Annotated in this window: 13 protein-coding genes; 4 read left to right on the forward strand and 9 right to left on the reverse strand. The window is 44.4% G+C overall.

Annotated features, from left to right (window positions below):
- Window positions 1-78: 78 nt before the first annotated feature.
- Complete coding sequence (locus CYL31_RS02230) at window positions 79-963, reverse strand: phytanoyl-CoA dioxygenase family protein (protein ID WP_212917371.1); 885 nt, start codon at window positions 961-963, stop codon at window positions 79-81.
- A gap of 208 nt (window positions 964-1,171) precedes the next feature.
- Here CYL31_RS02230 and CYL31_RS02235 point away from each other — a divergent pair, with 208 nt between their 5' ends.
- Window positions 1,172-1,354 (forward strand): hypothetical protein, encoded by a 183-nt coding sequence (locus CYL31_RS02235; protein WP_212917372.1) that lies wholly within the window; start codon window positions 1,172-1,174, stop codon window positions 1,352-1,354.
- A 128-nt stretch (window positions 1,355-1,482) separates the two neighbouring features.
- On the opposite strand, the gene CYL31_RS02240 is transcribed toward CYL31_RS02235, so the two are convergent.
- The 6 genes from CYL31_RS02240 to CYL31_RS02265 form a co-directional block, all read right to left on the reverse strand.
- On the reverse strand, window positions 1,483-3,207 hold the full coding sequence (locus CYL31_RS02240) for an ABC transporter substrate-binding protein (RefSeq protein ID WP_212917373.1): 1,725 nt from the start codon (window positions 3,205-3,207) through the stop codon (window positions 1,483-1,485).
- A gap of 105 nt (window positions 3,208-3,312) precedes the next feature.
- A complete protein-coding gene (locus tag CYL31_RS02245) occupies window positions 3,313-3,585 on the reverse strand; it encodes a DUF2160 domain-containing protein (protein WP_212917374.1) in 273 nt (90 codons plus the stop codon).
- 11 nt (window positions 3,586-3,596) lie between these two features.
- Window positions 3,597-4,472, reverse strand: a complete 876-nt coding sequence (locus CYL31_RS02250; RefSeq protein WP_212918820.1) for a carbohydrate ABC transporter permease — start codon at window positions 4,470-4,472, stop codon at window positions 3,597-3,599.
- Between the two features lie 30 nt (window positions 4,473-4,502).
- Window positions 4,503-5,372: a carbohydrate ABC transporter permease gene (locus CYL31_RS02255; RefSeq protein ID WP_212917375.1), complete on the reverse strand. Its 870-nt coding sequence runs from the start codon at window positions 5,370-5,372 to the stop codon at window positions 4,503-4,505.
- A complete protein-coding gene (locus tag CYL31_RS02260; protein ID WP_212917376.1) occupies window positions 5,362-6,519 on the reverse strand; it encodes an ABC transporter ATP-binding protein in 1,158 nt (385 codons plus the stop codon). The genes CYL31_RS02255 and CYL31_RS02260 overlap by 11 nt, the downstream gene beginning before the upstream one ends.
- Window positions 6,520-6,521: 2 nt before the next feature.
- Window positions 6,522-7,610 carry an ABC transporter ATP-binding protein gene (locus tag CYL31_RS02265; protein WP_110574671.1) on the reverse strand — a complete coding sequence of 363 codons (1,089 nt, stop codon included), beginning with the start codon at window positions 7,608-7,610 and terminating at the stop codon, window positions 6,522-6,524.
- A gap of 277 nt (window positions 7,611-7,887) precedes the next feature.
- On the opposite strand from CYL31_RS02265, the gene CYL31_RS02270 reads away from it, so the two are divergent.
- Window positions 7,888-9,930 (forward strand): sigma-54-dependent Fis family transcriptional regulator, encoded by a 2,043-nt coding sequence (locus CYL31_RS02270; RefSeq protein ID WP_346729488.1) that lies wholly within the window; start codon window positions 7,888-7,890, stop codon window positions 9,928-9,930.
- A gap of 54 nt (window positions 9,931-9,984) precedes the next feature.
- Here CYL31_RS02270 and CYL31_RS02275 read toward each other — a convergent pair whose 3' ends face one another.
- Together CYL31_RS02275 and CYL31_RS02280 are read right to left on the reverse strand one after the other, a co-directional pair.
- Window positions 9,985-10,386 carry a RidA family protein gene (locus tag CYL31_RS02275; protein WP_212917377.1) on the reverse strand — a complete coding sequence of 134 codons (402 nt, stop codon included), beginning with the start codon at window positions 10,384-10,386 and terminating at the stop codon, window positions 9,985-9,987.
- 99 nt (window positions 10,387-10,485) lie between these two features.
- Window positions 10,486-11,373: a LysR family transcriptional regulator gene (locus CYL31_RS02280; RefSeq protein WP_212917378.1), complete on the reverse strand. Its 888-nt coding sequence runs from the start codon at window positions 11,371-11,373 to the stop codon at window positions 10,486-10,488.
- A gap of 113 nt (window positions 11,374-11,486) precedes the next feature.
- Here CYL31_RS02280 and CYL31_RS02285 point away from each other — a divergent pair, with 113 nt between their 5' ends.
- Complete coding sequence (locus CYL31_RS02285) at window positions 11,487-12,014, forward strand: DUF7482 domain-containing protein (RefSeq protein WP_212917379.1); 528 nt, start codon at window positions 11,487-11,489, stop codon at window positions 12,012-12,014.
- 272 nt (window positions 12,015-12,286) lie between these two features.
- Window positions 12,287-13,261 carry a DUF1852 domain-containing protein gene (locus CYL31_RS02290; protein ID WP_212917380.1) on the forward strand — a complete coding sequence of 325 codons (975 nt, stop codon included), beginning with the start codon at window positions 12,287-12,289 and terminating at the stop codon, window positions 13,259-13,261.
- The last annotated feature ends 15 nt before the right edge of the window (window positions 13,262-13,276 follow it).

Consider the following 13,276-nt stretch of genomic DNA (forward strand, 5'->3'; position numbering starts at 1 on the left):
TTTACTGGGAAATCATAGCGTTTGCCTTTTTTATTGACTGTTTAAGTAAGAAGGCAAATAAGGGTATTGGCCGATAGGTTATATTTTGCGCCTAAAATCGAGTCGTAATACTTGTCGAGGAAGATTTGAAACATTGGCCGAAAAAGTGTGAAGACAGCGCGGATCGAATACAATGATGTCTCCAGCGGTGCCGGTCAATGTGACAACTCTCTGTTCGATGCCATGCAGGGAACTACCTTCTTCTATGAATCGTTGGATTCGTTGATCAGGGGAGCCTTCTTTAACCAGTTCTTGGAACCACGGATCTTCTTGAATAAGGGGATCTAACACCTGATCCATGGGCAGTAGCGTGACGTCTTCAGGGTTTTCAAACAGTCCGCTGTTCACCGATTCAAAGGCGTTTATTAACGCCGCGTTATTGGATGTTCCTAGTGCTGTTGCGAGACGTTCCGCTCGTCGATGAGAGCCAGATACGACCGTTGTTGACCCCATATCGGCAGTGACATTATCGAGAAATACAAAAACAAATAGGCTCCACGGCTCGGCGTCTTCCACCACAGTGGGTTCATCATTATGCCAAGATTTATGAGGCACATTCCAAACTGACTCTGAGCCCGGAAAACTCAACAAAGAATACCAAAGATCTAGCGGTTGCCATGAATGAGCACCAAATACCTTATCAATAGCCGATTGGATTGCACTCTCTACCTTATCCAATTTACCTGACGCTTTGAGCTCTCGCATAATCGATCCCATACCGTTTAGCCGTTTTGCACGAGCGTCTCCGACAGGGTTACTGGCATTGGTAAACCATGTACTAGGTTCGTCGATATTGATGCTAAAGTTGCGCTCCACTTCTTGCCAAAGATGAGTTTGCACATCGGCAAGCATTTCAACATCGATAACATTGGAGAGTTGAAGGACACCCTTTTTTCGGAAGTTTTCACGGTTAGAAAATGTCATCGAGTTGGTTTCCCGTTCAGCGTTAGAGTCTTAGTGATTTCAGGTGTTCGCCCTTGTAGCTATAAATAATGCTTTAAAATCAAAGTTTTTTGTTCTTATCTAACAAATACTTCAATTTTTTACATAACTTTTCTCATTTATGACAGAGTAATTTCTAAAAGTTGTCTATGGTTATGTAGTCACCATGCTATCTACGGAGAGAACCCGCATGAACAGAAAAGATGACCGCATACAACATTTGGTTAGCTTGCTCGAAAACTTAGAAAAAGTATCGCTTCAGGATATTGCTCAAATACCGCCTTCTCAGCAGCATATACTGGCTGAAAAGATTGAAAGCTTGCAGGACGAGCTAAAAGCTTTGATGGTGGACGATGAAACAATGACACATTGACACATTGATACTTTTATTTATTTAGCCACGTAATATCAACTATTGCCAATGCAATTTAATCCTCGCCATTTTCCACTCGAAAAAGACCGGCCTAGGCCGGTCAAATGTTCAGAGAGTGTAGAGTTATCTTATTCCCAAGAACGAAGCAAATCGTCATAGGAAACTGTAACACCCTGTGGTTTTTCGTTCGCCAATTTTGGTTTTGGAGCACCCGGTTGAGCCAACCAGTAAGCTTCGTCACGTGGTTTGTTCATTTTTGGTCCACATAGAGGCTGTACGTTAGCACGTTCTAAACGCTCCATTACTTTGTCTTGCGCTTCTGCTAGGCCGTTAAGCGCTTCCTGTGGTGTGGCTTCTCCACTTGCCGCTTGAGAAATGTACTGCCACCAAAGCTGAGCTAGTTTAGGATAATCAGGTACGTTAATCCCTGTTGGCGACCATTGTTTACGCGCCGGTCCTTTGTAGAATTCAACTAAGCCACCCAATTTAGGCGCCGCAGCTGCCATTTCAGGAGAGTTGATATCTGATTCACGAATAGGTGTTAGACCTACTAGTGTTTTTTTCAATGAAACGGTTTTTGCTGTGGTGAACTGAGCGTACAACCACGCGGCTAGACGACGGTCTTCTGGTGTTGAGTTCATGAAAGTCCAAGCCCCCACGTCTTGATAACCTTTTTTCATGCCTTCTTCCCAGTATGGCCCAACAGGAGACGGCGCCATGCGCCATTTTGGCGTACCATCTTCATTTACAACAGGAAGACCTTTGGTCGTCATGTCAGCCGTAAAGGCGGTGTACCAGAAAATTTGCTGAGCCACGCCACCTTGAGCTGGCACAGGGCCAGATTCAGAGAAGGTCATGCCTTGCGCTTCTGGTGGCGCGTATTTGCGCAGCCATTCTACGTATTTTGTTGTTGCATAAACCGCAGCAGGGCCGTTTGTTGCACCACCACGAGAGACGCTTGAACCAACAGGCGAACACGCATCTTTGATACGAATACCCCATTCGTCTACAGGCAAGCCGTTTGGAAGACCTTTATCGCCCGCACCTGCCATAGAGAACCAAGCATCGGTGAAACGCCAGCCTAGAGATGGGTCTTTTTTACCGTAATCCATGTGACCGTATATACGTTCACCATCAATGGTTTTCACTTTATCGGTGAAAAACTCAGCGATATCTTCATAAGCAGACCAGTTAACTGGCACGCCTAGCTCATAACCATAGATAGATTTGAATTTGGCTTTTAGATCAGGACGAGCAAACCAGTCAGCACGGAACCAATAAAGATTAGCAAACTGTTGGGTTGGTAATTGGTAAAGCTTGCCATCTGGCCCTGTAGTGAAATCCAAACCGATAAAGTCGGCAAGATCCAAGGTTGGCGAGGTGAAATCTTTGCCATCGCCAGTCATCATGTCTGAGATTGGTACCACTTTGCCGTAGCGGAAATGGGTACCGATCAAGTCGGAATCGTTGACGTAAGCATCATAGATGTTACGGCCAGATTGCATTTGTGTTTGCAGTTTTTCGACCACATCACCTTCTTGGATCAGGTCATGATTGACCTTGATGCCAGTAATTTCGGTGAAGGCCTTAGCTAAAACTTGAGACTCATATTTATGAGTCGTTAAGGTTTCAGACGCTACGTTGATTTCCATACCGCGGAATTTTTTCGCGGCTTCGGTGAACCAGTGCATTTCGTCAAGCTGTTGTTGCTTGGTTAGTGTAGAAACGGTGAATTCGGTATCTACCCACTTCTCTGCAGCGTCTGAGTACGCGTCAGCCCATAATGTGGCCGAATGCATCATGACAGCAAAGGGTAAGGCGGCGAGTGCAATTTTTTTCTTATTGTAGTGCATAGTTTACCTCAACAAAGTTTGGTTTTTCTTTTTGGTTTTTTATGTTTGGCTTCCGTGCCTGTCGTACTAGAGAGTCCATCAGTTCATTACTGATAATGACGTTGACTAGCCCCAACGCATCAGGATGATCATCCAAAATGCGCATAGGACGGTTGCCACCGCAATGTTCACATCCGTTAACGCAACGAATGCAAGGTGGATAAAAGCACTGCTAAGCAGGCCAATGAATAAGCGATCACCACGCGTGGTTGCCAGTGGCAAAAAGCCACGACGTTCCACGCAAGGCGAGACCAGTTGCCATGTGGTCATGCCGACCAAGATCACAGCAATGCCGATAAAAAATAGGGCGGTAGGTAATGTCCAAGACATCCAAGCCATAATAATTCTCCTTACACTCGACCAAGGGCAAAGCCCTTCGCCACATGGTTACGAACGAAGTAAATGACCAACATACCCGGTAGGATAGTCAGCACACCTGCGGCTGCGAGTAGTCCCCAGTCCATCCCTGACGCCGAGACGGTTCGAGTCATAATGGCCGCGATAGGTTTTGCATCAACTGACGTTAACGTCCGTGCTAATAGCAACTCTACCCAAGAGAACATGAAGCAAAAGAAGGCTGTCACGCCGATACCTGAGCGAATCAAGGGGATGAAGATACGCACGAAGAATTTAGGGAACGAATAGCCGTCGATATACGCTGTTTCATCAATTTCACGAGGTACGCCACTCATAAAACCTTCCAGTATCCACACGGCTAAAGGCACTGTGAAAATACAATGAGCTAGCGCCACGGCAATATGGGTATCAAACAAACCAACAGAAGAATACAGCTGAAAGAATGGCAGTAAGAACACAGCTGGTGGCGCCATACGGTTAGAGAGTAACCAGAAGAACATGTGCTTATCACCAATGAACTTATAGCGGCTAAAGGCATAAGCAGCAGGTAAGGCAACCAGTAGACTGATAACCATATTCATGGACACGTAAAAAATTGAGTTTACGTAACCCATGTACCAGGTTGGGTCGCCAAATATCTTAGCGTAGTTTGCCAAAGTGAAATCTTCAGGGAAGAAAGATAAGCCGCTGAGAATTTCGGTATTGGTTTTAAATGACATGTTGATTAGCCAATAGATTGGCAGTAGTAACAGCACCAAATACAGCACCAAACCGAAGCGTCCACGAAGGTGGGCATTACGCGTCTTACGTTCAGCTTTGCTGTAAACCGGGGCTTGTTCTTTTTTACCTGTATTGCGTGTGCGTGTCATAGAGGTATTTGATTGCGTCATGATCCGCTCCTACTTGTCTTTTTGCATGTTCATGATGGTGGTGTAGAACACCCAACACACGAGCAAGATGATTAAGAAGTACACCAGCGAGAACGCTGCGGCAGGACCAAGGTCAAACTGACCGATGGCTTGCTGTACTAAGGCTTGGCTCAAGAAGGTTGTGGAACTACCTGGGCCGCCACCGGTAAGAACAAAAGGTTCGGTGTAAATCATGAAAGAATCCATAAAGCGCAATAACACACCAATAATCAGCACGTTAGTGAGTTTCGGTAGCTGGATGTAACGGAATACCGCCCAGCGTGATGCTTGGTCGATGCGTGCTGCTTGATAATACACTTCAGGAATCGCCCGCAGTCCGGAATAGCACAATAAGGCAACCAATGGAGTCCAATGCCACACGTCCATCAAGACAACTGTTAACCAAGCGTCGGTAGGATCAGAGGCATAGTTATAATCGACACCGATACTGCTCATAAAAGCACCAAATAAACCGATGTCTGCACGGCCAAAGATTTGCCAAATAGTGCCCACCACATTCCATGGAATCAGCAAAGGAATGGCAACCAGAATTAAGGCCAAAGACGCGCCTCGGCCTTTGGTTGGCATCATCAAGGCAACACAAATCCCCAGTGGCACTTCAATGATAATAATCGTGAAAGAATAGATAAACTGACGCAGCAAGGCTTCTTGTAAGCGGCTGTCTAGCATCACTTGCTTGAACCATTCTGTGCCGACAAAGTAGCGTGTATAAGGATCAAAAATATCCTGTACCGAATAGTTCACCACCGTCATAAGAGGAATGATGGCAGAGAAAGCCACGATGAGAAAAACAGGCAGAACAAGGAACCACGCCTTATTGTTTTCGACTTTAGTTTGCATGGCCAGTCTCCTTTTTTGGATCTTCTGAGTGGGCTTGATCACTTACATCAACCAGATACTCATCTACATAGACCTTAGTCCATTGCTCAGGGAAGCTTACGTAGATTTGCCCTGAAGGCACTTTCTGGTCTTCACTTAGGCGCGCTTTCATCACTTGCCCTTGGAATAAGAAAGATAGGATTTTGTATGTACCAAGGTCTTCCACGTAGTCCACTTCTACAGGGAAAGCATCGTTATTTTTGCCGTCCCAAACATGCACAAATTCCGGGCGAATTCCCAAAGTAACCTTATTGGCGCCCATGGCTTTTAAACGTGTCAGCATGGCATCGCTGATTGAGATTTCATAATCGCCGAACATCAGTACTTCTTTTTTATCATCTTGGCTTTTTAGTTCGGCTTCAAAAAAGTTCATGCCCGGACTACCAATGAAGTAGCCAACAAAAGTGTGGGCTGGTTTTTCGAATAACTCTCGTGGGGTACCGAACTGGACGATTTTACCGTTGTACATCACGGCGATTTTATCGGCGAAAGTAGAGGCTTCTAACTGGTCGTGGGTGACATACACCATGGTGATGTTGAACTGCTCATGGATTTGCTTGAGCTTACGGCGCAGTTTCCATTTCAACTGAGGATCGATAACGGTGAGTGGTTCATCAAACAAAATCGCCGACACATCGTCGCGTACTAAACCGCGGCCCATGGAGACTTTTTGCTTTTGGTCTGCCGATAAACCTTTGGCTTTGCGTTTTAGCTGGTCAGACAGTTCAAGAATCTCAGCGACTTCGTATACTTTCGACTTCACCTTGTATTCCGGCACGCCAATATTGCGCAGTGGAAAGGCCAAGTTATCAAACACCGTCATAGTGTCGTACACCACAGGGAACTGGAAAACCTGAGCGATATTGCGTTCTTCTGGCTTTAATTCGTTCACGCGTTTGCCGTCGAATAAGACTTCCCCATGGGAAGGCTCCAGCAAACCTGAAATGATGTTCAGTAGGGTGGATTTTCCACAACCAGATGGGCCAAGTAGAGCGAAAGCACCTCCTTGCTCCCACACATGGGACATTTCGCGGATGGCGTAATCTTCTGGCTTGGTTGGGTTGTCTGTATAAGTATGCGCTAAGGCATTTAATGTAATAGAGGCCATGATTATTGATCCCTCATTCGTGCTGGGGAATGCACCATCTTGCCTTGAGCGTCAAAGGCGTAAAGTTTGTGCGTTGGGAAGTAGACCTTAATTTCTTGGTCCACTTGGTAGGCATGAACCCCAGATAAATGCAGCACTAAATCAAAATGCGGATTGTGAACATGCAAGAAGGTTTCAGAGCCACTGATTTCAGCCAAATCCACTCGCACTGGTAGTTCTAAGTCGTCGTCAGAATGTGGCACTAAACCAATGTGCGAGGCGCGCACACCGAACTGATATTCACCGGGAGTTAGGCGACGTAAATCGCTGTTTAAACGAAAATGTACGGTGTCGTCAAAAGTCACTTCTTCTTCGCTGACGCGACCGGGAACCACGTTGATTGGTGGTTCTGAGAACATCTCGGCGGTGATAATGTCTTTGGGTTGATGGTAAACCTCAGCGGTTGGTCCCATTTGCAACAAACGACCTTCGTTCAATACTGCAGTGTTACCACCCAAGGCTAAGGCTTCGTTGGGTTCGGTTGTCGCGTAAATGGCGATGCAGTTGCGAGCTTTGAACAAGGCGCGCAATTCTTGGCGCAGCTCTTCGCGTAATTTGTAATCGAGGTTAACCAAGGGTTCATCAAACAGGATGATTTGCGAGTCTTTCACCAAGGCTCTCGCCATGGCGGTACGTTGTTGTTGACCACCGGAAAGTTGCAGTGGCAGACGATCAAGATAAGGATCTATACGCAACATTTCAGCGGTTTCACGTACACGGCGGTCGACTTCTTTTTCATCCATCTTTGCTAAGCGAAGCGGCGATGCAATGTTTTCGTAAACCGTGAGATTGGGGTAATTGATGAACTGTTGGTACACCATGGAAATGTTGCGTTCGCGAACGGGCACACCCGTTACGTCCACCCCATTCATGAGGATTTTCCCTTTGGTTGGTCGATCAAGACCGGCCATGAGGCGCATTAGCGTGGTTTTACCAGACAGCGTGCGTCCAAGTAAAACGTTGAAAGAGCCGGGTTCGAGAGACAAATTTACATCGTCGATCCACGTCTCGCCTTCAACAACGCGCGATACATTCTGCAGCGTCAGAGACATTGTAAGTACCTTTTTTGTTGTTATTGTTTTCTAGTGCAAACGCTTTTTGGTCTTGTGCAAGGCTCAAAAATGAATGCACTGTAATCTTGTCTGTATTCGTTAAGTACTTACAAAAGCCATGCCAAAATTATTTTTATGTTTTTTATAAATGTTAAGATTTTGAAAAATAAAGGTTTTATCGGTTTTTATTAGTGTTTTTTATGATTTTCACTTTCGAAAAAGGACTGTTCACGAGTGTTCAAAGTGTTTACAGTCTCCTGATTACAGTGAACATTTCATGCACACTTTAGGTGTTTTACCCAATGTGTTGGAGTTGGAAATGCAAGACGAAGAAGAACAAAAACAACAAAAAATCGCGACCTCAACAGCAGAAATAGATCCAGCTTCGGAAGCGAATCTGGCGCAGACTCACAAAGAGCGAATTCAAGCGTCTTGGTATCGTTGCGAGCAATTTGGCTTGGATCACAGCAGTAGCCCAGATTTCGCGACTTTGCCAAAAGGCACCTTGAGTGACTTGATCGATCAGCATCGTAGCTTGCTGGAAACCACCGAAAACGAAGTGCTGCCTTACTACGAAAATATTCTCAGCAATTCGGCTTGCATGATTGTTTTGGCGGACCGCCAAGGCCATGTGTTGAATACTTGGGGGCAACCGCGTTTTGGTAGTGCTGCACAGCATGGTTTAGTGGGTGGAAACCAATGGACAGAAATGGGCGTCGGTACCAATGCCATTGGTACTGCGCTGATTACCGGTGAAGCTATTCAAGTTGGACGAGATGAGCATTTCTTGCGTGCCAATCGTTTTATGGTGGGTTCTGCTTCGCCTATCTATAACACCAAAAACGATTTGGTCGGTGTATTAGACATTTCTTCAGACGCGTATCTTCCACAGGATCATACTTTTGGTATGGTCAAATTGATGTCTTTGAGTGTGGAGAATCGTCTGATATTTTCCGCTTTTCAACAAGAGCATTTCATTCTCAGTTTTAATACCAATGTGGTCAGTTTGGACAGTCATTGGTCAGGTATCTTGGTACTCGATGAAAACGGCACTATTGTGTCGGCGAATCGTCGTGCAGAAGTGGTATTGGCACAGGATTTAGCCTTACTCAATATCAATCAAATCTTTGATATTGAAATGCGTGAAATTAAGCATCATCCCTATAGTTTGCCGATGAAATTGATCGCTATGGGACGTTATCAGTTCTATGTCAAAGTGATTCCTCCCGTACAGCAGATTATGCGCATACCTGACTTTCGTCAGCGTGCTGATTACGTTGCTCCTCCACAGCCAGAAGCCTTTGTTATGAATGAACAAAATCCGCCTGTTGAAAAGGTGAAGAAACCGGAAATATCACCATCTAAAACGATTCCAGATAACGTCATTCCATTGGCTGAATTGCAACATGGCGACGACCGAGTAGAGCGTTTAGTACGTCAAGCTCATAAGATCATGGAAAAAGACATTCCTATTTTGATCCATGGCGAAACAGGAGCAGGCAAGGAGATTTTTGTGCGCAGTTTGCACTATCACAGCTCCCGAGCTAAAGAGATGTTAGTCGCAGTAAACTGTGCCGCAATTCCTGCAGAACTAGTTGAGTCTGAACTTTTTGGTTATGAAAAAGGCGCTTTTACTGGCGCACAAAATCGCGGCTCTATTGGCCTGATTCGTCGTGCCCATCGAGGTACATTATTTCTCGATGAGATCGGTGAAATGCCGATGGCTGTGCAGTCGCGTTTATTGCGTGTTTTACAAGAAAGAGTAGTCACACCGTTGGGTTCTACTGAGGCGTTTCCGGTGGATATTAAACTGATATCCGCCACCAATCGCATCCTAAAAGACGAAGTAAAAGAAGGACGTTTTCGCCAAGATTTGTACTACCGGATTTCTGGTTTGAACATAGAGTTACCCGCTTTGCGTGAACGAACTGACAAAGCGAAATTGATTCAATACCTCCATGAGCGTTTACGAAAAGAAGAGCCTGGTCCTGCTTTGTCGCAACCTATGCTGGACTTACTAGTGACTCATCCTTGGCCGGGAAATATGCGCCAACTGGTTCATGTACTTAAAGTTGGTATGGCCATGGCGGATGAAGAAGTATTGGAGGAATGGCATTTGCCTGATGATTTCTTTGATGATCTCGATGCCATGACACAAGCCGATGAAAGCTCACAGAGAGAGCAGGAAGAGCCACTAGAACAGTTGATTCCGCGATTACTGAATGAATTCAAAGGTAATGTTTCGCAAACCGCGAAAACCGCTGGTGTTAGTCGAAATACAGTTTATAAATACTCGAAGCCTAAAGAAAATGATGTCTAAGCTGATAATGTCGTTCCTGTTTTAACCTTTGTGGTTAAAACAGGAATCGGTATATTATCGAGCGATTTTTGCGACCGCTTCAATTTCAATTAACGTCTCTGGAGAGGTTAAAGAGGCGACACCAATTCCCGTTAATGCTGGGCGTGAAGTGCCTAATGTGCTGGCGATAATAGGGACGATGTCTTCCATATGGTCAGCAACCTCACCGCGAACGTAGACACGTAACTGCAAAATAGACTCGACTGAAGAATTTGCTGCTTCTAAAACCGTGATTAAGTGTTTTGCCGCATTGGCAGTTTGCGTTTTCATATCGTGATTGTTGGTTTGAAAATCGGTGTCCCAATCGACTTGGCCTGAAATAAAAACCAACCCTGTATCAGTATCGACAGTGGCTTGTGACATGCCAGTAGCTGTACCGTCATACAAAGATGGTGGGTTAATGCGTTTAATGGACATAATGACCTCTACATAGTGTTTAAAGTGACGCTAGAGTAGAGTTGAGTGGGTCGTTTGACTATAAAGCCTAGCTTGTTACCGATACAAGTTAAGGTCTCTTTAATTAGTAAACTTTTTCTGAATGTTGTCCAGTAACCAGCTAATTAATAGGTCATTTTTGGTATTTGGGTGATGGGCTGCTACGACTTGATAACCCGGTGGGTATTTTTCTAATGGAAGCTCAAATAGTCCTTCGTACGGTAGAAGTCTAGAAGGAATGAATCCCACCATATCTGAATGTTTTAAGATTTCTTTAGCCATATGAAAGGATGGGGCGGATACGGTAACTTGACGTGGAAAGCCTTGTTGTTCGAACCAAGTATCAGCAGAACCTATAAAACTGCCAATGCCTGGCGAAACGATGACGAAGTCGTGTTTTGTTAATTGTTCTAGTGATAGATCATGAGTACGTTTAATGGCTTTATTCGCTGTCACACATAAGTACTTCTCTGTAAATAATGGAGTGGAAATCAATCCTTCGGGAACATAGGCGCTGGTGGTAAAAACAAGATCTATTGTGCCTAGATGGATTTTTTTGGTTAGATTGGCGTGTTCTATATTGGTAATGATCACTTTGATTTTAGGTGCGTATTGTCTAAGTTCTCTAATTAGGTCAGTTACTATCACTTCTTGTGTGTAGTCTGTTGCACAGATAACCAAAGTCCTTTCTATTTCCTGTGGAGAAAGTATCTTTGCCGGAGGGATGCTATTTATCTGAATCAATATCTGTTGAATGTGCGACTCGATCTCTTTGGCATAGGGCGTTGGAATCATTCCGTGGCCAGTTCTAACAAAGAGCTGATCACCAAGAATTATTCTTAATTTTTTAAGTTGAAGACTGATAGCCTGTTGAGAAACGCTTAGATGTTCAGCAGCGACTGAAATATTGCTGAACTGATAGAGCGCATCTAATGTTCTAAGATGATTTATTTCAAGTTTATCTATCATGCGCGTCTCTCGTTGGCTATTAGCGGCCTAAATAAGTTAGTAGATAGTATTAATAGCCGTTAATTGGTGGTTTTCAATGATCTTTCTGTTTAAAACACTCAGGAGTGAATGGTATGTTGCGTCAATGTCTTTTAGGAATTGTCTGTGTTTTGTTATTGGCATCTTGTAGTAGTTATTCTGTTAAAAATAAACAGGTGCCACAGAGCACAATCAGTTTACCTTTGCTACATGGCTGGCATGATGGCAAAGAAGTTCGCTACATTACCACCGATGTATCAGATCAAGCTGTGGCAAAAGCCAAAAATGCCAATTACGCGCCTCGTTTGCGTGACGCTGTGCCTCATTATCCTAAACCACCACAAGTGAAGACCGTGTTAGAGCGTGTGTATGCATTTCCGAATCAAGAGCAAGCGTGGAGCGTATTTGCTTCGGTTCCAGAGCCATTAGGCTATAAAAGCCAAGACACACATTACTCGCCGCTTTGGTTGATGTATGTCGTAGTGTGGAAAGACCCAAGTAAGGCAAAAGAACTGACGTCTGAAGAAGCGATTCTAACAGCGGAAGATCAGGGTTTGGTTACCATCGAACGAACCGATATCGTGCTTAATTGTCCGGTCATTCCGTTTTCTCTTGTTGAATAGCACCCGATAATAGAACGCCCTATTTAGGGCGTTCTTGTCTTTGATTCTCCCCTCCTAGTCGTTATTGAAAATTCCCAATTCTGAGGCTCGTCCATCTCTTTAAATGAATAAAATTCAATATAATTAAGTTTAATTCATTTTTATTCATGATGATGGTTGCGTATAAATGTACTCATAGAGTCATTAGACAGATCGCCAATAATCAAAAACTGGCAAGTGAGAACAAGGAAGAGATCCTTATTTCACTTCAGAAAATAGGATACGAGGTCACCATGAGCAACGATTTTATCTTTACCATTAAGCGTATTTGCTTCGATGAAAACTACCGCCCTGCAGACAATACTCGCATTACGACCAACTTTGCGAATTTGGCCAGAGGAGAGCGACGACAAGAGAATTTACGTGATGCGCTAAGGATGATTAACAATCGTTTTAATGCTTTGGCGCATTGGGATAACGCAAAGGGCGATCGTTATTCTGTTGAACTTGAAATCGTTTCGGTTGATGTGGATATCGAAGGGAAGGGCCAGACTTTCCCAACCATTGAAATTCTGAAAACGAATATTCTTGATCACCACACTGAGCAGCGTATCGAAGGTATTGTAGGAAACAATTTCTCTTCTTATGTCCGCGATTACGACTTCAGCGTCGTGCTGCCAAACCATAACAAAGGCCAAAAAGAATTTAGCATTCCTGATAACTTTGGCGATCTGCATGGAAAGCTCTTTAAAAGCTTTGTGAAGTCAGACAGCTTTAAAGAAAAATTTACCAAGCCGCCAGTGATATGTCTGAGTGTGTCAGAAAATAAAACCTATCAGCGAACAGGAAATCAGCACCCAGTATTGGGAATTGAATATCAACCAAATGGCACCTCTTTGACCGAGCAATATTTTCAGAAAATGGGCTTACAGGTTCGATACTTTATGCCTGCCAACAGTGCTGCACCATTAGCGTTTTATTTTGTAGGCGACTTGCTTAATGATTACAGCAATCTTGAGCTGATTGGCACCATCAGTACGATGGAAACCTTCCAGAAAATCTACCGTCCAGAAATTTACAACGCCAACGCGGTTGCTGGAAAGAGCTATCAGCCGAACTTGAAAAACTCGGATCATTCTCTAACACAAATTGTTTATGACCGTGAAGAACGCAGTCAATTAGCGAGTGAACAAGGCAAATTTGCTGAGCAGCATTTTATAAAGCCCTACCAAAAGGTACTTGAGCAGTGGTCTGCTAATTACGCATAGGCGCAAGTCTCCATG

This window comes from Marinomonas sp. A3A (assembly GCF_018336955.1).
Classification (GTDB): domain Bacteria; phylum Pseudomonadota; class Gammaproteobacteria; order Pseudomonadales; family Marinomonadaceae; genus Marinomonas; species Marinomonas lutimaris.

Excerpts from the sequence above, each read along its gene's own strand:
- CYL31_RS02230 (WP_212917371.1), bottom strand. The coding sequence starts at position 963 with ATGACATTTTCTAACCGTGAAAACTTCCGAAAAAAGGGTGTCCTTCAA.
- CYL31_RS02235 (WP_212917372.1), top strand. The coding sequence starts at position 1,172 with ATGAACAGAAAAGATGACCGCATACAACATTTGGTTAGCTTGCTCGAA.
- CYL31_RS02240 (WP_212917373.1), bottom strand. The coding sequence starts at position 3,207 with ATGCACTACAATAAGAAAAAAATTGCACTCGCCGCCTTACCCTTTGCT.
- CYL31_RS02245 (WP_212917374.1), bottom strand. The coding sequence starts at position 3,585 with ATGGCTTGGATGTCTTGGACATTACCTACCGCCCTATTTTTTATCGGC.
- CYL31_RS02250 (WP_212918820.1), bottom strand. The coding sequence starts at position 4,472 with ATGACACGCACACGCAATACAGGTAAAAAAGAACAAGCCCCGGTTTAC.
- CYL31_RS02255 (WP_212917375.1), bottom strand. The coding sequence starts at position 5,372 with ATGCAAACTAAAGTCGAAAACAATAAGGCGTGGTTCCTTGTTCTGCCT.
- CYL31_RS02260 (WP_212917376.1), bottom strand. The coding sequence starts at position 6,519 with ATGGCCTCTATTACATTAAATGCCTTAGCGCATACTTATACAGACAAC.
- CYL31_RS02265 (WP_110574671.1), bottom strand. The coding sequence starts at position 7,610 with ATGTCTCTGACGCTGCAGAATGTATCGCGCGTTGTTGAAGGCGAGACG.
- CYL31_RS02270 (WP_346729488.1), top strand. The coding sequence starts at position 7,888 with ATGCACACTTTAGGTGTTTTACCCAATGTGTTGGAGTTGGAAATGCAA.
- CYL31_RS02275 (WP_212917377.1), bottom strand. The coding sequence starts at position 10,386 with ATGTCCATTAAACGCATTAACCCACCATCTTTGTATGACGGTACAGCT.
- CYL31_RS02280 (WP_212917378.1), bottom strand. The coding sequence starts at position 11,373 with ATGATAGATAAACTTGAAATAAATCATCTTAGAACATTAGATGCGCTC.
- CYL31_RS02285 (WP_212917379.1), top strand. The coding sequence starts at position 11,487 with ATGTTGCGTCAATGTCTTTTAGGAATTGTCTGTGTTTTGTTATTGGCA.
- CYL31_RS02290 (WP_212917380.1), top strand. The coding sequence starts at position 12,287 with ATGAGCAACGATTTTATCTTTACCATTAAGCGTATTTGCTTCGATGAA.